The sequence below is a fragment of the Mycobacterium sp. IDUB_3 genome, from assembly GCF_055419585.1.
This window is the reverse complement of sequence record NZ_JBVAXZ010000001.1, coordinates 731,374-750,141: the sequence shown is the minus strand read 5'-3', so window position 1 is coordinate 750,141 and position 18,768 is coordinate 731,374. Positions and strand designations below refer to the sequence as shown.

The 18,768-nt window shown below is 67.3% G+C and carries 19 protein-coding genes and 1 pseudogene; 16 read left to right on the top strand and 4 right to left on the bottom strand.

Going from position 1 to position 18,768, the window contains the following annotated elements:
- Nucleotides 1-6 precede the first annotated feature (6 nt).
- The 4 genes from ACZYVJ_RS03295 (at nt 7) to ACZYVJ_RS03280 (ending at nt 3,609) form a co-directional block, all read left to right on the top strand.
- Nucleotides 7-795 carry an SDR family NAD(P)-dependent oxidoreductase gene (locus ACZYVJ_RS03295; RefSeq protein WP_463829716.1) on the top strand — a complete coding sequence of 263 codons (789 nt, stop codon included), beginning with the start codon at nt 7-9 and terminating at the stop codon, nt 793-795.
- 64 nt (nt 796-859) lie between these two features.
- Nucleotides 860-1,942: an NAD(P)H-dependent amine dehydrogenase family protein gene (locus ACZYVJ_RS03290; RefSeq protein WP_463829715.1), complete on the top strand. Its 1,083-nt coding sequence runs from the start codon at nt 860-862 to the stop codon at nt 1,940-1,942.
- A 13-nt stretch (nt 1,943-1,955) separates the two neighbouring features.
- A complete protein-coding gene (locus ACZYVJ_RS03285; protein WP_463829713.1) occupies nt 1,956-2,774 on the top strand; it encodes a mycofactocin-coupled SDR family oxidoreductase in 819 nt (272 codons plus the stop codon).
- Nucleotides 2,775-2,982: 208 nt separating this feature from the next.
- Complete coding sequence (locus ACZYVJ_RS03280; RefSeq protein ID WP_463829712.1) at nt 2,983-3,609, top strand: hypothetical protein; 627 nt, start codon at nt 2,983-2,985, stop codon at nt 3,607-3,609.
- A gap of 12 nt (nt 3,610-3,621) precedes the next feature.
- On the opposite strand, the gene ACZYVJ_RS03275 is transcribed toward ACZYVJ_RS03280, so the two are convergent.
- Complete coding sequence (locus tag ACZYVJ_RS03275) at nt 3,622-4,251, bottom strand: TetR/AcrR family transcriptional regulator (protein WP_463829711.1); 630 nt, start codon at nt 4,249-4,251, stop codon at nt 3,622-3,624.
- Nucleotides 4,252-4,343: 92 nt separating this feature from the next.
- Here ACZYVJ_RS03275 and ACZYVJ_RS03270 point away from each other — a divergent pair, with 92 nt between their 5' ends.
- Nucleotides 4,344-5,576 (top strand): cytochrome P450, encoded by a 1,233-nt coding sequence (locus ACZYVJ_RS03270; protein ID WP_463829710.1) that lies wholly within the window; start codon nt 4,344-4,346, stop codon nt 5,574-5,576.
- On the top strand, nt 5,573-6,541 hold the full coding sequence (locus ACZYVJ_RS03265; RefSeq protein WP_463829709.1) for an SDR family NAD(P)-dependent oxidoreductase: 969 nt from the start codon (nt 5,573-5,575) through the stop codon (nt 6,539-6,541). Before ACZYVJ_RS03270 ends, ACZYVJ_RS03265 begins: the two co-directional genes overlap by 4 nt.
- On the opposite strand, the gene ACZYVJ_RS03260 is transcribed toward ACZYVJ_RS03265, so the two are convergent.
- Nucleotides 6,531-7,205, bottom strand: a complete 675-nt coding sequence (locus tag ACZYVJ_RS03260; RefSeq protein ID WP_463829708.1) for a hypothetical protein — start codon at nt 7,203-7,205, stop codon at nt 6,531-6,533. The two genes, ACZYVJ_RS03265 and ACZYVJ_RS03260, sit on opposite strands and share 11 nt — an antisense overlap.
- 78 nt (nt 7,206-7,283) lie before the next feature.
- On the opposite strand from ACZYVJ_RS03260, the gene ACZYVJ_RS03255 reads away from it, so the two are divergent.
- From ACZYVJ_RS03255 to ACZYVJ_RS03235, 5 genes are all read left to right on the top strand, one after another.
- The gene (locus ACZYVJ_RS03255; RefSeq protein WP_463829707.1) at nt 7,284-8,801 is read left to right on the top strand and encodes a carboxylesterase/lipase family protein; all 1,518 of its coding nucleotides are present in this window, start codon (nt 7,284-7,286) and stop codon (nt 8,799-8,801) included.
- An 18-nt stretch (nt 8,802-8,819) separates the two neighbouring features.
- Nucleotides 8,820-10,832 (top strand): DUF7064 domain-containing protein, encoded by a 2,013-nt coding sequence (locus tag ACZYVJ_RS03250; protein WP_463829706.1) that lies wholly within the window; start codon nt 8,820-8,822, stop codon nt 10,830-10,832.
- Nucleotides 10,833-11,327, top strand: coding sequence for a gluconokinase (locus ACZYVJ_RS03245; protein ID WP_463829705.1), 495 nt, complete (start codon nt 10,833-10,835; stop codon nt 11,325-11,327).
- Nucleotides 11,328-11,394: 67 nt separating this feature from the next.
- Nucleotides 11,395-11,784, top strand: a complete 390-nt coding sequence (locus ACZYVJ_RS03240; RefSeq protein WP_463829704.1) for a TA system antitoxin ParD family protein — start codon at nt 11,395-11,397, stop codon at nt 11,782-11,784.
- Between the two features lie 30 nt (nt 11,785-11,814).
- Complete coding sequence (locus ACZYVJ_RS03235; RefSeq protein WP_463829703.1) at nt 11,815-12,393, top strand: AAA family ATPase; 579 nt, start codon at nt 11,815-11,817, stop codon at nt 12,391-12,393.
- A gap of 32 nt (nt 12,394-12,425) precedes the next feature.
- On the opposite strand, the gene ACZYVJ_RS03230 is transcribed toward ACZYVJ_RS03235, so the two are convergent.
- Entirely contained in the window at nt 12,426-13,493 is a 1,068-nt protein-coding gene (locus ACZYVJ_RS03230) for a DoxX family protein (RefSeq protein ID WP_463829701.1), read from the bottom strand.
- Between the two features lie 101 nt (nt 13,494-13,594).
- On the opposite strand from ACZYVJ_RS03230, the gene pncA reads away from it, so the two are divergent.
- Both pncA and ACZYVJ_RS03220 read left to right on the top strand, forming a co-directional pair.
- On the top strand, nt 13,595-14,155 hold the full coding sequence (gene pncA, locus ACZYVJ_RS03225) for a pyrazinamidase PncA (RefSeq protein WP_463829700.1): 561 nt from the start codon (nt 13,595-13,597) through the stop codon (nt 14,153-14,155).
- Complete coding sequence (locus ACZYVJ_RS03220; RefSeq protein ID WP_463829699.1) at nt 14,155-14,955, top strand: ketosteroid isomerase family protein; 801 nt, start codon at nt 14,155-14,157, stop codon at nt 14,953-14,955. Before pncA ends, ACZYVJ_RS03220 begins: the two co-directional genes overlap by 1 nt.
- Nucleotides 14,956-14,967: 12 nt before the next feature.
- Here the strand turns inward: ACZYVJ_RS03220 and ACZYVJ_RS03215 are convergent, their stop codons facing one another.
- A complete protein-coding gene (locus ACZYVJ_RS03215; protein WP_463829698.1) occupies nt 14,968-15,318 on the bottom strand; it encodes a DoxX family protein in 351 nt (116 codons plus the stop codon).
- Nucleotides 15,319-15,486: 168 nt separating this feature from the next.
- Between ACZYVJ_RS03215 and ACZYVJ_RS03210 the strand changes: the two genes are divergently transcribed.
- From ACZYVJ_RS03210 to ACZYVJ_RS03200, 3 genes and pseudogenes are all read left to right on the top strand, one after another.
- The gene (locus ACZYVJ_RS03210; protein WP_463829697.1) at nt 15,487-16,482 is read left to right on the top strand and encodes a sigma-70 family RNA polymerase sigma factor; all 996 of its coding nucleotides are present in this window, start codon (nt 15,487-15,489) and stop codon (nt 16,480-16,482) included.
- Entirely contained in the window at nt 16,472-17,797 is a 1,326-nt protein-coding gene (locus ACZYVJ_RS03205; RefSeq protein ID WP_463829696.1) for an ABC transporter substrate-binding protein, read from the top strand. The genes ACZYVJ_RS03210 and ACZYVJ_RS03205 overlap by 11 nt, the downstream gene beginning before the upstream one ends.
- A gap of 15 nt (nt 17,798-17,812) precedes the next feature.
- A pseudogene (locus tag ACZYVJ_RS03200) lies at nt 17,813-18,762 on the top strand (carbohydrate ABC transporter permease).
- Nucleotides 18,763-18,768: the final 6 nt, after the last annotated feature.

Sequence of the window (18,768 nt, the reverse complement as noted above, 5' to 3'; positions counted from 1 at the left end):
CCCGGCATGGCGATGGAGCAATTCCAGCTTGATGGGCAGGTCGCGATCGTCACGGGCGCCGGCAAGGGCGTCGGGGCGGGCATCGCCCGGGTGTTGGCGGAGGCGGGTGCCACGGTGGTCGGGACCGCACGTACCGAGGCGGATATCGTTGGCACGATTGAAGGTATCGAGGCCGCGGGCGGCAAGGGCCTGGCGCTCGTGGCGGACGCGATGAGCCGTCCGGACGGCGAACGTGTCGTGAACACGGCGATGGAGCGCCTCGGCCGCATCGATATTCTGGTCAACAACGTCGGCGGGTCGACCTACGCCCGGTTCCTGGACATCACCGACGAGGACTTCCGGCACACCTTCGACTGGTGTGTGACCTCAGCCTTCATCATGAGCCAGCTCGTGGCGCCCCACATGCTCAGCGCCGGACACGGTTCCATCATCAATATCTCGTCGGGCTCGGCGCGGTTCGGCATCCGGGCGCTCACCGCCTATTGCGTCGCGAAGGGCGGCCTCGAAGCGCTCACCCGCGCCATGGCGCAGGAACTGGCCCCGAAGATTCGCGTCAATGCCATCGCCCTGGGGTCATTCGCCACCGACGGCCTCAAGGGCAGCCTGGACCTGATGCCCGGGTCGCTGGAGAAGATGCAGGAGGCCACGCCGTTGCACCGGTTGGGCGATGTCGAGGATCTCGGACGGCTCGCGGTGTACCTGTCCACGCGCGATTGCTACGCGACCAACGCGACCTTCCACGTCGACGGCGGCATCGACGGCAACAATTCGCCGCTGCCAATCCCCGATTACTGACCTGGAGCGCGATGCAACGCGTCATGATGGTGCATCACCCACCGGGGGAAGGACGAAGGTAAGCGTGCGCAGAGTCATTCAATTCTCCACCGGCAATGTGGGCCGCCATTCGTTGCGGGCGATCATCGGTAGACCGGACCTCGAACTGGTCGGGGTGCACGCCGCCAGCGCCGAGAAGATTGGCAAGGACGCCGCGCAGCTGTGCGGACTGGACGAACCCACCGGCATCGTCGCCACCGACGACATCGACGCCCTGGTGGCGCTCGGCGCTGACTGCGTGGTCTATACGTCGCAGGGCGAAACTCGCCCGATGGAAGCCATCGAACAGATGACGAAGTTTCTGGCGGCCGGCATCAATGTCGTCGGTACGTCGATGGTTTGGCTGGTCACGCCACGCCACGCCGACGATTGGCTGCGGGAGCCCTTGGAGCGTGCCTGCGCGGCCGGCAACGCCTCGCTCTACGTCAATGGCATCGACCCCGGCTTCTCCGGCGACACGCTGGTGCACTCGGCGGCGAGCCTGACCACCCGGGTGGATTCGATCACCGTGCAGGAGATCTTCGACTACGGAAATTACGACGATGCCGAATTCACCGGCGCCGCAATGGGGTTCGGGACAACCGAGGACGACGACTCACCGATGATGTTTCTGCCCGGGGTGATCGTGGCGATGTGGGGCGGTCAGGTCCGCAGCCTGGCAGAGCACCTGGACATCAAGCTCGACGACGTGCGCCAGCGCTGCGAACCTTGGTATACCCCGGAACGAATCGAATGCACGATGATGACGGTCCAGCCGGGACAGATGGCCGCGGTGCGGTTCGCCACCGAGGGCGTGCGCGACGGCAAGCCGGTGATCACCCTCGAGCACGTCACCAGGCTCACCCAGGCTGCGGCACCCGACTGGGAGTTCCCACCCCAGGGCCATACCGGTGTGCATCGTGTGGTCGTGGAGGGCGAACCGCGGGTCGAAATCAACACCCACGTCTCCCATCCTCTCTTCGATTCCACTGATGCCGGCTGCATTTCGACGGCCGGCAGGGTCGTCAATGCGATCGACTGGGTCTGCCGCGCGTCCCAGGGGCTCATCGGTGTCGAGGACATCCCGCTCTCGGCGACCATGCGCGGCCTGATGTGGAGCGAGCGGTAGGTAAAACGGACGCATGACAACATCTCCCTCGGGACGCGTTGCCGGTAAACGCATTTTGATCACGGGCGCAGGCCGGGGCATGGGACGCAGCCATGCCCTGCGGCTTGCCGAAGAAGGCGCCGACCTCATTCTGGTCGACATTTGTCAGTCCTTGCCGGAGATTGAATATCCGCTAGCGTCCCAGGACGACCTCGATGAGACGGTACGGCTGGTCGCGGAGGCCGGCCGTCGTTGCGTGAGTCGTGTCGTCGACGTTCGCAACGACGCCGAGCTGCGCAAGGCGGTCGATGATGGCGTCGAAGAGCTAGGTGGCCTCGACGGCGCGGTGGCCAACGCCGGGGTGCTGACGGTCGGGCCTTGGAACACAACGACTCTCGATGACTGGCGCACGGTCATCGACGTGAATCTGATCGGCGTGTGGAACACCTGCGCCGCCGCGATTCCGCACCTGCTCGACCAAGGGGGCGGCAGTCTGGTGAACATCAGTTCCGCCGGCGCCCTCAAGGGCTTTCCCCTGCAGCTTCCCTATACGGCCGCAAAGCACGGCGTCGTCGGTCTTACGTTGGCGCTGGCCAACGAATTGGCGGCCCAGAATGTCCGCGTCAATTCTGTACATCCCACCGGTTGCCCGACCGGTATGATCCCGCCATCGATCGGGACCGTCTTCTCCGACGAACGGCCCGACCTAGTCCCCATCTTCATCAATGCGATGCCCACCCCGGCCGTTGAGCCAGCCGACGTCAGCCACGCGGTGCTGTATCTCTTATCCGACGAGGCTAGATATGTGACCGGACTCCAGTTCAAAGTCGACGCAGGGGTGACCATCAACTAGAAGTTCGAGCGATATTCATGCGCTCGAACCGGCCGTCGGGGACGACGTCGCGCGCTTCCGGCAGACGTCCGAGCCCACTAGGATCGCGCTGAGGCCACCGGGTGGACGTGCCAAGCGGAGATGTGCTCGGCGGCCCAAAAGATTGCGTGTACGCGCCGTGGATGGGTGTCGCAGGGGATGCAAGCGCTGACTTCAGAAGGAGAACCCTATGAATACGGTGCGGACATCCGCGCTCGGCTTGACGGCTACCGCGGTGCTCATCGGCGCGGCGGTGGTGGGCTGCGGCGGGGACAAGAGCCCCACGGCGTCATCGGGTTCGGCCTCGACATCCAGCGCGGCCGCCTCATCGGGCGCCCCGACCAGCGCGGCCCCGGGAGCGCCGGCGGACTACAGCAATCTGCTGATCAAGCCCAGCGACGTCGGCCCCAACGCCACCGTTGACGGGCCGCCGAGCCAGAATCCCAGCGGCATCACCGGCGTGGGACAGGTTTTCAAGAACCCCGACGGCAAGCGCACCATCGTCGACACGATCGCGGTCTTTCCCGATACCGCTACGGCCACCCAGACCGCGGCGAACATGCGCGACGTCGTCGGCAAGAAGGTCAACGGTCAGCAGCAGCCCATCGACGTCGGCACCAACGGGTTCCTGGTGATCGGCCAGGGAACCGACCCCGCCAACCCGATGGAGATCTCCGAGGCGGTGTTCGTCGAGGGCAGGGCCATGGTCGACCTGGAGTCCGACTGTGTGATCGGCAATCCCACGCCGGCCGACGTCATGCTCGATCTCGCCCGCAAGCAAGACGCGGCCGTTAAAGCCGGCTTGCCGGCCAGCTGAGCAGCCGCTCGTTCACAGCGGCCAGCTGTCCGGCTGCACCTCATAACGCAGCGCCGTTGCCGGAGGCAACGGCTCCCGATCGTCAACCGATATCGCATCGACGACGAGGGCGACATAGCGCCGCCAGCCGTCGCTGTCCGCGTCCATGGTCGACAGCACGCCGAAGAGCATCGCGACCAGACGGGGCAGGTCGTCGGCGACCAGGTCGGTGCGGATGCGACCGGCTCGCTGGCCTGCGCGGGCAAGCTCGCCGAGCGCGGCGTTGAGTGAAGTCGAGATGTCGGACGTGAGCGACCCGGCCCGGCGCGCGGCGGTCAGCAGATGGTGTTCGCGGGCGCCCAGCGAGATCGCGGCTTCGATGAGTTGGGTCAGACCGCGCAGCGGATCATCGGCGCGGCGCGCCTGGTCGATCACCGGCGTGAGGTCCTCGGCAATGCTTTGATCCAGGGCGGCGCGGACCAGGTCTGCCTTTGCCGGAAACCTGCGATAGAGGGTTCGCTCACCGACGCCCGCGCGGCGCGCGACAGCCTCCACAGGGGCGTCGGGCCCCACCTCGCCATAAACCTCGCGCGCCGCGCGCAGAATGCGCTCGACGTTGCGCGCCGCGTCGGCCCGCAACGGCCGGTCTTCAACCGCGGTCATCGTGACAGCCTAACTGACGGTTGACTGCCAACTAGCCTAGCTCTACGATCTACAACTGGCAGACATCTGACACTTAATCGGAAACGTGGGTTATGTCAACAGCTTCCAAATCGTTCGGAACCGCCGACTCCCGCTCCGACGCCGGTCTGCCGGTGCTGCCCCTACCGCGGCCCGCACGCTGCCCGCTCGCGCCCCCAACCGAATTCGGGGACTGGCGGGAGCAACCCGGGCTGCGAAAGGCGATGTTCCAGGGCAACCCGGTCTGGGTGGTCAGCCGCTACCAGGACATCAGGGCGGCGCTGGTCGACCCGCGCTTGTCCGCGAAGACGATTCCGGACTCGATCCTGCCGACCGACGCCGACAACAAGGTGCCGGTGATGTTCGCGCGGACCGACGATCCCGAGCATCATCGGTTGCGCCGCATGATGACGAGCAACTTCACCTTCCGGCGTTGCGAATCGATGCGACCGCACATTCAGGACATGGTCGACCATTACCTCGGCCAGATGATCGACAACAGTGCGCCGGCCGATCTGGTGCGTGAATTCGCCCTGCCGGTCCCGTCAATGGTGATCGCGCTGTTGCTGGGCGTGCCCCCCGACGACCTCGAACTGTTCCAGTTCAACACCACCAAGGGGCTCGACCAGAAATCCACCGACGCGGAGAAGGGACAGGCGTTCGGGGCCATGTACGCCTACATCCAGGAACTGGTAGAGCGCAAAGCGCGCGAACCCGGCGACGACTTGATCAGCCGGCTGGTCACCGAATACGTGGCGACGGGCCAACTCGACCATGCCACCACGGCCATGAATGCTGTCATCATGATGCAGGCCGGCCACGAGACGACCGCCAACATGATCTCGCTGGGAACGGTTGCGCTGCTGGAACATCCCGACGTGTTCGAGCGACTCGGGCAAACCGACGATCCGGCCTTCATCGCCAACATCGTCGAAGAACTCATGCGCTACCTCAGCATCGTGCACAGTCAGGTCGACCGCATCGCGACCGAAGACCTGATGATCGGTGGTCAGCTGATTCGCGCGGGGGAGTACGTCATGATGAGCCTGCTCGCCGGGAACTGGGACGCCGAGTTCGTCGACAATCCCGAATCCCTGGACGTCGACCGAAACACCCGCGGGCACTTGGGCTTCGGCTACGGCGTGCATCAATGCATCGGCGCGAACCTGGCCCGCGTCGAAATGCAGGTCGCATTCGCCACCCTGGCGCGCCGCCTACCGGGGCTCAGACTGGCGGTGCCCCCGGAGCGGCTGAGCTTCAAAGACGCCAATATCTATGGCATGAAAGAACTTCCGGTGAGCTGGTGAGCGACGAGCTGAGGTTTGACGACCAGGTCGCCGTCATCACCGGCGCCGGTGGCGGTTTGGGTAAGCGATACGCGCTCCTGCTGGCCTCCCGTGGTGCGCGCGTCGTGGTCAACGATGTGGGCGGCTCGGTGACCGGAGCCGGCACCGACACCCGGGCCGCCGATGCCGCGGCGACCGAGATCCGCGACCTCGGCGGTGACGCCGTCGCCGACAGCCATAGTGTGACCAATCCCGAAGGCGGACAATCGATCATCGACGCCGCTCTGAACGCGTGGGGCCGGGTCGACATCGTGATCAACAACGCCGGCATCGTCGGGGACGCGCCGTTCGAAGACATGACCGCCGAGCGGTTCGAGCCACTGCTGGACGTGCATCTCAAAGGCGCGTTCTACGTCACCAGGCCGGCCTGGAAGGTGATGCGCGAGCAAGAGTATGGCCGCATCCTCAATACCTGTTCGGCGGCAGGGATCCTGGGCGCCACCGGTATGAGTAACTACGGCTCGGCCAAGACCGGGCTGATCGGGCTCACCCGGGTGCTGGCCGCCGAAGGCGCTCACCACGACATCAAGGTCAACGCCATCGCCCCGATCGCCTATACCCGGATGCTCACCCACTCGATCGACGGCGCGGTCCCACCGGGCGATGCGGCTGCCCAGGCGGTACTGGACGAGCTGGTGGGCCAATACCTGCAGAAGCTGGACCCGGCCCTGGTGGCACCGGTGGCGGCCTTCCTGAGCCACCGCGCCTGTCCGGTTTCCGGCGAGATCTATACCGTTGGCGCCGGCCATGTTTCGCGATTCTTCATCGGGCGGACCAAGGGCTACTACAGTTCAGAGCTATCCATCGAGGATGTGCGGGACCACCTGGACGAGATTCGCGACGAAGCCGGTTACACCGTGCCGGTCGGGCCCGGTGACGAAATGAGCGAGCTCTTCGCCACCATCATGGGCAGCCTCAGCAGCTGAACGCCGCGCCGACACCGTCCGGCGGCGGCGCGGGCTTCAAGCAACCGAACGGCTCGATACCGGCGGGGCTGAATCTGGCCGCCGACTGGTGCGCGTAGTTCACGCAGTACAGGCCGGACTGGTCGGCGCGGCACCGGTAGTCACCGAACGACAGCGCATCCCCGTTCGCCAGTTCCGGTCCGTTGCCGTTGATGAACGGCCCGGGATCGGCCCGGGCCGAGCCCACCTGCAGGTTCACCCCGTCGAAACCGATCCAGCCGCCTTGCCACTGGCCATAGGCCGTCGCGGGCGCCGGCGGCGGGTTGGTCAGACTCACCAGGCAGGCCAGCGCGCCGCCGGTGTGCTTGGCGTCGGTCATGCAGGAGACCTTGCCCCCCATCACTGTCAGTGCGATGTCGTCACCCAGCGGCGTGGCCGCCCCGTCGCGCGTGGCCGTGTGGAAGCGGCCCGGATCGGCGGGGTGACCGGCCTCGATCCACGCGATGACGTCAGAGATTGCCGCTCCCGCGGCCGGCGCGGTGGCCGGTCCCGATGAATTGCTACCCGGCGCCCCGGCGCCGGTCGACGCCTGGGTGGTGCTTCCGGTCGGCTCCGAATGGCCGCCCGTGGTGTGTGAGCACCCGGCGACCAGTAAAGACGCGGCGATCATCGCAGCTATCCGCATTCAGTCAGGCTAACCGCCGCGCCGGGCAATAAGGCTCTGCGCGCGCGTTACGACCGTCATGTCGGTTACCGTCGGGATATGCATCAGCGCACTGTCCGCGCACGCACGGCCATCGGCACCGTCGAAGGCTTCACCCGCGACGGGGTCACTCGGTGGCGGTCGATCCCGTATGCCCGTCCACCGGTGGGAAACCTGCGCTTCCGGGCGCCGCAGCCGGCCCAGCCGTGGTCGGGTGTCCGGCACTGCCATGGCTTCGGCAACTGCGCGCCCCAGCAGCGCCGCTACACCCTGCTCGGCATGTCGGGTTTGGGAGGCCGCTACCAGCCGATGAGCGAGGACTGTCTCACCCTCAACGTCGTGGCGCCCGAGAACGCGGCCGAGGGACCATTGCCCGTCATGGTGTTCATCCACGGCGGCGGCTACTTCCTGGGCAGCTCGGCGACGCCGCTGTACGACGGCGCTGCCCTGGCACGCCGGGGATGCGTGTACGTCTCGGTGAACTACCGGCTCGGCGCGCTGGGGTGCGTTGACTTCTCGTCCCTGTCGACGCCGCAGATCACCATCGACAGCAACCTGTACCTACGCGACCTGGTGCTGGCGCTGCAGTGGATTCGCGACAACATCGCGGGATTCGGTGGTGACCGGAACAACGTCACCATCTTCGGCGAGAGCGCCGGCGCCTGCATCACCGCCTCTCTGCTGGCGGTGCCCGCCGCCAAAGGCCTTTTCGCGCGGGCGATCTCGGAAAGTCCGGCCTCGGGACTGGTGCGGTCGAAAGAGGTTGCCGCAGAGTTCGCGAACCGCTTCGCCAACCTGCTCGGGGTGCGCAGGCAGGACGCCGCCAACGCGCTGATGCAGGTGTCCGCCGCCCAACTGGTGAAAACCCAGCACCGATTGATCGACGAGGGCATGCGGCAGCGGCTGGGTGCCTTCCCGATCGGCCCCGTCTTCGGTGACGACATCCTGCCGCTGGATCCGGTCGAGGCGATGCGGCGCGGCCAAGCCCACCGGGTCCCGCTGATCGTGGGCACGAACGCCGAAGAAGGGCGGTTGTTCACCAGGTTCCTGGCGATGTTGCCGACCAATGAGACGATGGTCGAAGAGCTGCTCGCCGAGGCGGATCCCGCTGTCCGCGAACGCATTACCGCCGCATATCCCGACTATCCCGAGCGGGCGGCGTGCATCCAGCTCGGCGGCGACTTCGCGTTCGCGTCGGCGGCCTGGCAGATCGCGGAGGCCCACAGCGCGCACGCCCCGACGTACCTCTACCGCTACGACTACGCCCCGCGCACACTGCGCTGGTCCGGTTTCGGGGCCACCCATGCCACGGAGTTGCTCGCAGTCTTCGACGTCTACCGCACCAGATTCGGCGCGTTGTTGACTGCGGCGGCGGACCGGCGGGCCGCGTTGCGGGTGAGCAATCAGGTGCAGCGGCGCTGGCGGGCCTTCAGCCGCACCGGTGTGCCGGGGGACGACTGGCCCCTCTACACCGCCGACGACCGGGCCGTGATGGTCTTCGACCGCAAGTCCCGCGTCGAGTTCGATCCGCATCCGCATCGCCGAATGGCATGGGACGGCTTCTCACTGGCGCGTTGACCTGGCACGCTAACCCTCATGCATGCCGAGACCGAGCAAGTCATCGAACGACCGAGTGACCTCACCGCCTCCTGGCTGGCCGCGGTCATCGGCACCGGACCCATCGCCGACTTCTCGGTGGAACGCATCGGTACCGGCCAGATGAGCGAGTGCTACCGCGTCCGGCTCAGCTATGCCGAGGGGCCCTCGGACGGACCCGACTCGGTGGTGCTGAAGGTCGCGGCGACCGACCCGGTCAGCCGGCAGACCGGGCTGGCGCTGGGGCTCTACGAGCGCGAGGTGCGCTTCTACGGTGACATCGCGCCGCGGCTGGGCGGGCCCATCGCGCCCTGCTACCACGCGGCGGTCGACACCTCGACGGGCGTGTTCGACCTCTTGTTGGGCGATGCCGGGCCGGCCGTCGTCGGCGATGAAATCGCGGGCGCCACAGTCGAACAGGCCCGCCTCGGCGCCGTCGAACTGGGGCGGCTGCATGGGCCGCTGCTCGGCGACTCCTCGCTGGCCGAGGCACCGTGGCTCAACCGCGAGCCTCCACTGAACCAGGCCATGATCACCCCGCTGTACGCGGGTTTCGTCGACCGCTACGGCGACCAGATCGCGCCGGAGCACCGCGTGGTGTGCGAGCGCTTGGTGGCCGCCTTCGACGGCTACCTGGCCCAGGAGGGGGAGACGTCCGAGCGCGGCCGCCTCCAGGGACTGGTGCATGGCGACTATCGCCTGGACAACATGTTGTTCGGCACCGACGGCGCCGATCGCGCGCTGACCGTGGTCGATTGGCAGACCGTGTCCTGGGGTCCGGCCCTGACCGACCTGGCCTACTTCCTCGGTTGCGCATTGCCCACCGAGGACCGTCGGCAGCACTACGACGCGCTGCTGCGCGCCTACCACGAGGCGCTGGGCCCGCAGGCGCCACTCACCCTGGCCGACGTCGCTGCCGGCGTGCGCCGGCAGAGCTTCTTCGGGGTGATGATGGCGATCGTCTCGTCCATGCTGGTCGAGCGCACCGACCGCGGCGACCGGATGTTCATGACGATGCTGCGACGGCACTGCGACCACGTGCTCGACACCGACGCGCTGTCGACGCTGCCCGAAGCGGTCGCACCCGAGCCGTTGCGGCCCTCGGCCGAGGACGAACTCGCCCATGAACCCACCGCCGAGCCGCTGTGGAGCGAGAGCTGGTATGCCGACTTCGCCGACGCGGCACAGGGATTGGGCGGCTGGTTCCGCCTGGGCCGGGTGGCCAACGAGCAGACCGCCTGGGTGCACGTGCTGTTGTGCGGCCCCGATATGCCGACCGTCGCCGTCGACGCGCAGGTGCCGCTGCCGTCGGACCCGTGGGCGGTGCGTACCGATGACTTCGAGCTCGGCCATTCCGCCGAGGTGCCGCTGCAGAGCTACCGCGTCGACGTGCGGGCGCGGGGCCAGGCCTACGCCGATCCGTCCGCGTTGTTGCGCGGGGAGCCCGGAACCCCGGTCGGGATCACCCTGAACCTGGTGTGGGCCACCGACGGCACGCCCTACAAGTATGGGCTGACGACGCGCTATGAAATTCCGTGCACCGTCTCGGGCAACGTCACGATCGACGACACCGGCTACCGTCTGGAATCCGTTCCCGGGCAGCGTGATCACTCGTGGGGCGTGCGCGATTGGTGGGGCATGGACTGGATCTGGAGCGCGCTGCACCTCGACGACGGGACCCACCTGCACGGCGTGAACATCCGGATTCCAGGGGCCCCCGCGTTCAGCATCGGCTACGAACAGGGCGCCGACGGCAAGGTGACCGAGCTGCAGGCGGTCGACTCGCGAGAATCGTTCGCGGACAACGGGTTACCGCTCGACGCAACCTTGCGGCTCATGCCGGCGGAGATCACCGCGGACGTGAACGTGCGCGGTCAGGCGCCGGTCCGGCTCGTCGCGACGGACGGGCGGGTCAGCCAGTTCCCCCGCGTCTGGGCCACGATCAGCACGGCCGACGGGCGCAGCGGCGTGGGTTGGCTGGAATGGAACCGCAACCTCGGCGACCACACGTAGGTGAGCGGATCGGCCCCCGTCGTGGTGATGGGCGTCTCCGGATCGGGCAAGTCGACGGTGGGGGCGGCGCTCGCGCAGCGCTGGCAGGTCCCATTCGTCGACGCCGACACCCTGCACCCGGCGGCCAACATCGCCAAGATGGCCGCCGGGGAACCGCTCGACGACGACGACCGCTATCCCTGGTTGGAGCGGGTAGGCGGCTGGTTGGCGGCCCACCGCGACGGCGCCGTCGTGAGTTGTTCGGCGCTGAAGCGGAAATATCGCGACCAGCTGCGCGCGCACTGCCCCGGCGTGGAGTTCCTGCACCTGTCGGGCTCGGCGGAGCTGATCGGCGGCAGGCTGGCGACCCGGACGGATCACTTCATGCCGGCTGCGTTGCTGCGCTCGCAACTGGACACGCTGGAGCCCCTCGGTCCCGACGAGGCCGGCATGACCCTCGACGTGGGTCCCGGCGTCGACGCGATCGTGGATGCCGTCGTGCAGGCTCGCAGGTAGCCGGGGCGCGTCCGACCGTGTAGCATTATGCTACAGCTTGTAACGGAGTGCTGCATTGGAGGAAGCCATGGCCGAGGCTCTCGATCGTGTCACGCGGGTCGCATCCGACCTGATGGACAGCGCGGCGGCTGAGGGTGCCCGGCAGAGCCGCTCGGCCAAGCAGCAACTCGACCACTGGGCGCGGGTCGGGCGCGCGGTGTCCAGCCAGCACACCGCCTCGCGGCGACGGGTCGAAGCCGCCCTCGCCGGCCAGCTCGCAACCAGCGAGCTCACCGTCGAGGAGGGCGTGGTGTTCAACGCCGAGATCTCCGCGGCCATCGAAGAAAGCCTGGCGCGCAGCAACTACGGGGCGACACTGGCCGGGCAGGGGGTCACCACGGTGGCCCTCAACGACGACGGCGAGATCGTCGAGCATCGCCCCGACGGCGCCGCGGTGGTGCTCGCGGGCCGGCGCTGACCCCGCGATCGTCGGTGGTTCGGCGGCCCGATGGATCGACTTGACCTGGTGGTCGGGCCGAACGGTGCCGGCAAGTCCACGTTCATCGCGTTCACCCTGGCGCCGCTGTTGCCGGGAAGCCTCGTGGTCAACGCCGACGAGATCGCGAGGCAACGCTGGCCGGAGGATCCGGCCTCGCACTCCTACGACGCCGCGCGCATCGCCGCCGACACCCGCGCCAAGCTGATCGAACTGGGTCGATCCTTCATCGCCGAGACGGTGTTCTCCCATCCCTCCAAGCTGGACCTCATCCACACCGCGCGCCGCGCGGCCTTCACCGTCGTGCTGCATGTGCTGCTCATCCCGGAAGACCTTGCGGTGGAACGCGTCCGACACCGCGTGCGGGCCGGCGGTCACGACGTGCCGGAAGCCAAGATCCGGCAGCGCCACCGCCGGTTGTGGACGCCGGTCGCCGAGGCGATCGCCTTGTCCGACATCGCGACGGTGTACGACAACAGCCGGCTGCGCGGCCCGCGCATCGTCGCGCGACTCAGCGGCGGCCTGACGATCGGCGCACCCGAGTGGCCGACGTGGGCACCGGATAACCTGCAAGCTCGCTGGCCCGACTAGCTTCCTGCGCTAGCGGGCCGCAACTCCCTCGATCACCAGGGCAGCTTGCGGCGGCCGGTCTCGACCTGACCGCCGACCCGCTCGCGCGCGGTATCGGCCAGGTCGCCGCCACGCTGACGGGCGGTTTCGGCGAATTCCTCGCCGCGCGACCGCGCCGTACTGGCCAGTTTCTCGCTGCGCTTGCGCGCCTTCTTGGCCAGTTTCTCGCTGCGTTTGCGGGCCTTCTTGGCTAGCGGCGCGGCCCGGTCGGCGGCCTCGTCGGCGAGTTCTTCGCTGCGCTTGCGGGCCTTCTCGGCCAGGTACGCGGCGCGGTCGGCGGCTTCGTCGGCCCACTCCTCCCCACGCTTGCGCGCCTTCTTCGCCAACGGCTTGCTGCGGTCGGCCGCGGTGCTGGCGAGTTCGCGGCCGCGCTCGAGTGCGGCCTCGGCGTAGGGTGCGCCGCGCTCGGCCGCGGTGCTGGCGAGTTCGCGGCCCCGTTCGAGTGCGGCCTCGGCGTAGGGTGCGCCGCGCTCGGCCGCGGTGCTGGCCAGTTCGCGGCCCCGCTCGGCGCCGATCTGCAAACCGTGTGCGATCCGCTCACCCAGCTCGGACAAATCCGCATCGAAGGCCGAGTCGTCGAAACCGGGCCACGCCGACGACACCCGCTCGGAGAGCCGCTCCGCCGCGCGCCGGCCACGCCACCCGAGTGAGGGCTTACCGGCGGTGTCAGCGGAAGCGATCAACAGGCCGCCCAACAGGCTGAGGTCGGTGAGAAATTGTTGGCGTTTCTGGGCTTTGGCCACCGGGTCACTCTCGTTCCAGAACGAGTGCGTCCCAAGGTTGGCCGGCAACACCGTCACCGCGAGCGCCGCCGACGCGATGCGGGGGAGCTTGCCGGTGGCAAGCAGCAGACCGCCGCCGATTTGAACGGCCGCGGTGATCTGCGCGACCGTCTCGGGGTCGCTGGGAATGCTGCCGCTCACCGAATCCGGCAAGGCCTGAAGGCCGTCCACCGCCGGCGCAGCGGCCTCCGCCGCGGATTTGGGGTTGAGCAGTGAATTGACTCCTTGCCCGATGAAAGCCACTGACAACAGGGGTCGCGCGATTCTCCTGAGCACCATGGCCGGTGTATTACCCGGCAGCCTGTCGAGCAAACCGTGGCGTCAATATCCCCAGCTAGACCGGCATGGACATAGGGGTGCACACCGATAGGGTGGAGCCCGTGCGAGCGTTGATCATCGTCGACGTGCAAAACGATTTCTGCGAGGGCGGCTCCGTGCCGACGGCGCGCGGCGCCGCGGTGGCACCCGCGATCAACGAGTATCTGTCCGGCGACCCGGGCTACCACTACATCGTGGCCACCCAGGACTTCCACATCGATCCGGGTGATCATTTCTCCGACCGGCCGGACTTTTCATCCTCCTGGCCCGTGCACTGCGTCGCCGGAAGCGCGGGCGCGAATCTTCGGCCCGATCTGGACATCCAGCCCATCGATGCGGTCTTTCGCAAGGGCGCTCACGCCGCCGCTTACAGCGGTTTCGAGGGCGTCGACGAGGACGGGACGACGTTACTCGAATGGTTGCGGCGGCGGGGCGTCGACGAGGTCGACGTGGTCGGCATCGCCACCGACTTCTGCGTCCGGCGGACCGCCGAGGACGCGGTGACGGCGGGCCTGTCCACCAGGGTGCTGGTGGACCTGACCGCGGCCGCGGCCGTGGATTCGGCTGCCGAAGCGATGGCGGAAATGCGCTCCGCCGGCATCGAGTTGGTTGGGGGACCGTAATGGTGGTGCCGCTGGATCGGGAACATCTGCTCGCCACCGTGGAGCGCTCGCCACAGGCGGCCGCCGCCCATGATCGCGCCGGGTGGGTGGGGCTGTTCACCGGTGACGGCCGGATCGAGGACCCGGTGGGCTCGCGACCGCACGTGGGGCATGAGCAGATCGGCCGCTTCTACGACACATTCATCGGTCCGCGTCAGATCAAATTCCATCGCGATCTCGACATCGTCGTCGGCACGGCGGTGCTGCGTGACCTCGAGCTCGAGGTGGCGATGGGCTCGGCCGTCACGATGTACATTCCGGCCTTCCTGCGTTACGACCTCCGAGAAACCAACGGTGAGTGGAAGATTGGCGAACTGCGGGCCTACTGGGAGCTTCCCGCCATGATGTTGCAGTTCCTGCGCACCGGCTCCGGTGCGGTGCGCCCCGCACTGAACCTGTCCAAGGGGCTGGTGAGCAACCAAGGCTGGCGCGGGACCGCGGGTTTCATGACCGGATTCCGGCGCGCGGGAGCACGTCATCAGCGGCTGGTCACCACCTTCCTCGACGCGGTCGCGCGGAAAGACACATCTTCCGCGGCACGGCTGCTGTCATCGGATGCCGCAATGACTTTGGGCGATGGCGACCCACTCGAACTGGCCGAGCTGGCGGAGCAACTGGACGGGGCCGGTGCGACCAAGATGAACAGCGCGGGTCCCACCGTCGCGGTGTCGCTCAACTCGGGCCACGGGCGCGCCATCGTGTTCGCCGATGTGGCGTGGCGCGGCAACGCGATCAACCGGATCAGGTACTTTCCCGCCTGAGCCACCCATGCCTCACCGGACCACCATCAACGCCAGCGAAGCCGCGGACAGGCACAAAAATGCGCCGGGAAACGCGATGTTATACAGGACGCGTGCCCGCAGGTGCGTCGCCACCGCACCGACGAAAAACGCGACCAGGCCGGCGGCCGCTGCGATGCCCAATTCCCGAAGGCCCAGCAGGCCGACAACGATCCCGGCGGCTCCGGCCAGCTTCACTGCGCCCAGCGCAGGCAACCACGACCGCGGCACCCCGACCTGGGCAGAGTTCGCCAGAACGAATCGCGCCGGAACGAAGTCGGCGATGGCGATCGCGGCGGTGATGGCGGCGGTGATCAGCGCGATCACGACAAGTGCGGTGTTCATCTGGATCAATCCCTTGTCGCGCAGCGATTTCCGCAGCGCCGGGTCGAATGCATGCAGTGCGCGGCGCGGCGCACAATCGGTAAGGTCATGGTGCTTGTCTCCTTTGCCACAGGAAGTCCGTTGGACGCGGTCATCTTCTTGACGAATTTCGTGCGGGAAAGGTGACCCATGAGCGCAACAAAGGATTTGGCGGACCTGGCGCGGCGTTTCGACGCCGATCGACGGCACCTGAGGTCGGTCGCGTTCCAGCTGCTGGGCTCGGTGGCCGACGCCGACGACGCCGTGCAGTCGGCGTGGCTCAAGGCCAGTCGTGCGGACTTCGACGCTGTCGAGAACCTCTCCGGCTGGTTCACGACGATCACCGCGCGCGAGGCGTTCGACCAGCTTCGGGTGCGCAAGCGTCGCGCCGAACAACCGCTGGGCGGGACCGATGAACTGGACCGACTGGCCCAGACGGCGTCGGCGGCGGCCGACGAGGACGCACTGCTGGCGGAGTCGGTGAGCAGCGCCCTGCTCGTCGTTCTCGACCGGCTCTCGCCGGCGCAGCGTGTCGCGTTCGTGCTGCACGATGTCTTCGCCATGCCGTTCGAGCAGATCGCCGGGCTGATGGATCGGTCACCGGAGGCCACCAAGAAGCTGGCGAGCAGGGCGCGTGGACGCCTGCACGCCGACCCGGCCGACCCGACCCGCCGCACCGCCGACCACCTGCGGGTGGTCGAGGCGTTTCTGACGGCCACGCGCGGCGGTGACATCGCCGGCCTGCTCGACCTGCTCGCTCCCGAAGTGGTGCGCACTGTCGATCCGGCCCTCGTTCCGGCGGACGTGTCAACCACGCTGCGCGGCGCCCGCGAGGTTGCCCGGGAGACTCGCCGGTTCGCTCAGCGGGCGCGCGCCGGTGCTGTCATGCTCATCGACGGGGCACCGGGCATCGTGCTCGCTGCCCGCGGGCGTGCTCAGGTCCTGCTGGTGATCGGCATCGGTGCCGACGATCGCATCCACACGATCGACATCACCGGCGATGCCGAGCGGATCCGTCGGGCCGCGTTGACGCTGCCGCGGTGGCCGATCCAGGAACATCACAAGCTCATCGGGTACCAAGGACGTCAGACACAGCCGGCCGGAAAACCGGCCACGGGGCAAGACCGGGAGAGCCATGCTCGATAAGCCGTTCGGGCGGCGCAACCTGCTGCGCGGCGCCGGCGCGCTTTCCGCGGCGGCGCTGGCACCCTGGCCGGCCGGGTGCGCTTCCGACGACGACGCCCTCACGTTCTTCTTCGCGGCCAACCCGGACGAGCGTGACGCCAGGATGCGCATCGTCGACGAGTTTGCGCGCCGCCATCCCGATATCAAGGTTCGGCCGGTGCAGTCCGGTCCGGGCGTCATGCAACAGCTTTCGACATTTTGTGTCGGCGGCAAATGCCCGGACGTGCTGATGACGTGGGAACTGTCCTACGCCGAACTCGCCGACCGCGGTGTGCTGCTGGACATGAACACACTGTTGGCACGCGACAAGAGCTTTGCCGACCAGCTCAAGGCGGACAGCATTCCGGCGCTGTACGAAACCTTCACCTTCAACGACAAGCAGTACGCGCTGCCCGAACAGTGGTCGGGCAACTACATGTTCTACAACAAGCGGCTCTTCGCCGAAGCCGGGGTGCCCGCACCGCCCAAGACGTGGGAACAGCCTTGGGACTTCACCGAATTCCTGGACGCAGCGCACGCGCTGACCAAGCGTGACGCATCCGGGCGGGCCGCGCAGTACGGTTTCGTCAACACCTGGGGCTCCTACTACTCGGCCGGCCTGTTCGCGATGAACAACGGCGTTGCGTGGTCCAACCCGCGGCTGAACCCGACCCACTTCAACTTCGATCAGGCCGCGTTCCAGCAAGCGGTGCAGTTCTACGCCGATCTGTCGAACAAGTACCGGGTTGCGCCCAACGCGTCCGAGACGCAATCGATGTCGACACCTAACCTTTTTGCGGTGGGGCGTGCGGCGATCGCGCTCGGCGGACACTGGCGCTACCAGACCTACATCCGCGCCGAGGACCTGGATTTCGATGTCGCCCCGTTGCCCGTCGGCCCGGCGCTCGGAAAGGGGCACGCCGCGTGTTCCGATATCGGCGCCACCGGACTGGCCATCTCGGCGAGCAGCCCCCGCAAGGAGCAGGCGTGGGAATTCGTGAAATTCGCGACCGGGCCCATTGGGCAAGCCTTGATCGGTGAATCCTGTCTGTTCGTCCCGGTGCTGCGGTCGGCGCTGCGATCGGACGGATTCGCCAAGGCCCATCGACGGCTCGGCAATCTCAGCGTGCTCACCGAAGGGCCGGCCTTTTCGCAGGGCTTGCCCATCACGCCGGCATGGGAGAAGGTCAATGCGTTGATGGACCGCAGCTTTGGCCCCGTGCTGCGGGGTCGCGAGCCGGCCACGTCCTTGAGCGGATTGTCCCGCTCCGTCGACGAAGTGTTGCGCAGCCCATGACCTCGATGGACGCACCTGGCGGGATCGCCCCGGCCGGGAGGGCGGCGCGCAACGCCCCGGAGGACCCGAGCCCGTGGCGCCGACATGCCTGGGCGGGCCGGTTGTTCGTCGCGCCCAACATGCTGGCGGTCGCCGTGTTCATGCTCTTTCCGCTGGGCTTTTCGCTGTACATGAGCTTTCAGCAATGGGATGTGTTCACCCCGCCGAAGTTTGTGGGCCTGAAGAACTTTTCAGACCTGTTCACCTCCGATCCGCTCTTCCTGATCGCAATCCGCAACACGGTGATCTTCACCATCGGCACGGTGGTGCCGACGGTCTTCATCAGCCTGGCCGTCGCGGGGGTGCTGAACCAGAAAGTCCGGGGTATCGGCATCTTCCGGACGATTGTCTTTCTGCCGCTGGCTATCTCGTCGGTCGTGATGGCGGTCGTGTGGCAGTTCGTCTTCAACACCGACAACGGCTTGCTCAACATCATGCTCGGCTGGCTAGGGCTCGGCCCGGTCCCGTGGTTGGTCGACCCGCACTGGGCCATGGCCTCGCTGTGCATCGTCAGCGTCTGGCGCAGCGTGCCCTTCGCCACCGTCGTCCTGCTGGCCGCGATGCAGGGTGTACCGGGAACGGTCTACGAGGCGGCCAAGATCGACGGCGCCAGCGAGATAAGGCAATTCGTCTCCATCACCGTTCCGTTGATCCGGGGGTCCATATCGTTCGTGATCATCATCTCGGTCATCCACGCCTTCCAGGCGTTTGACATGGTCTATGTCCTCAACGGCCCCAGCGGCGGGCCGGAATCGGCGACCTACGTCCTGGGCATCATGCTCTTCCAGCATGCGTTCTCGTTCCTCGAATTCGGATACGCCTCCGCGCTGGCGTGGGTGATGTTCGCAGTGTTGCTGGTGCTGACCGTGGTGCAGTTGCGTGTCAGCCATCGACGATCGCTGGAGACGTCGCGTGGGCTTAAGTGAGGGTCT

Bases quoted from the DNA above. Each gene is read 5' to 3' on its own strand.
- ACZYVJ_RS03295 (WP_463829716.1), top strand. From the start codon at position 7: ATGGCGATGGAGCAATTCCAGCTTGATGGGCAGGTCGCGATCGTCACG.
- ACZYVJ_RS03285 (WP_463829713.1), top strand. From the start codon at position 1,956: ATGACAACATCTCCCTCGGGACGCGTTGCCGGTAAACGCATTTTGATC.
- ACZYVJ_RS03280 (WP_463829712.1), top strand. From the start codon at position 2,983: ATGAATACGGTGCGGACATCCGCGCTCGGCTTGACGGCTACCGCGGTG.
- ACZYVJ_RS03275 (WP_463829711.1), bottom strand. From the start codon at position 4,251: ATGACCGCGGTTGAAGACCGGCCGTTGCGGGCCGACGCGGCGCGCAAC.
- ACZYVJ_RS03270 (WP_463829710.1), top strand. From the start codon at position 4,344: ATGTCAACAGCTTCCAAATCGTTCGGAACCGCCGACTCCCGCTCCGAC.
- ACZYVJ_RS03260 (WP_463829708.1), bottom strand. From the start codon at position 7,205: ATGCGGATAGCTGCGATGATCGCCGCGTCTTTACTGGTCGCCGGGTGC.
- ACZYVJ_RS03255 (WP_463829707.1), top strand. From the start codon at position 7,284: ATGCATCAGCGCACTGTCCGCGCACGCACGGCCATCGGCACCGTCGAA.
- ACZYVJ_RS03250 (WP_463829706.1), top strand. From the start codon at position 8,820: ATGCATGCCGAGACCGAGCAAGTCATCGAACGACCGAGTGACCTCACC.
- ACZYVJ_RS03240 (WP_463829704.1), top strand. From the start codon at position 11,395: ATGGCCGAGGCTCTCGATCGTGTCACGCGGGTCGCATCCGACCTGATG.
- ACZYVJ_RS03235 (WP_463829703.1), top strand. From the start codon at position 11,815: ATGGATCGACTTGACCTGGTGGTCGGGCCGAACGGTGCCGGCAAGTCC.
- ACZYVJ_RS03230 (WP_463829701.1), bottom strand. From the start codon at position 13,493: ATGGTGCTCAGGAGAATCGCGCGACCCCTGTTGTCAGTGGCTTTCATC.
- ACZYVJ_RS03220 (WP_463829699.1), top strand. From the start codon at position 14,155: ATGGTGGTGCCGCTGGATCGGGAACATCTGCTCGCCACCGTGGAGCGC.
- ACZYVJ_RS03215 (WP_463829698.1), bottom strand. From the start codon at position 15,318: ATGAACACCGCACTTGTCGTGATCGCGCTGATCACCGCCGCCATCACC.
- ACZYVJ_RS03210 (WP_463829697.1), top strand. From the start codon at position 15,487: ATGAGCGCAACAAAGGATTTGGCGGACCTGGCGCGGCGTTTCGACGCC.
- ACZYVJ_RS03205 (WP_463829696.1), top strand. From the start codon at position 16,472: ATGCTCGATAAGCCGTTCGGGCGGCGCAACCTGCTGCGCGGCGCCGGC.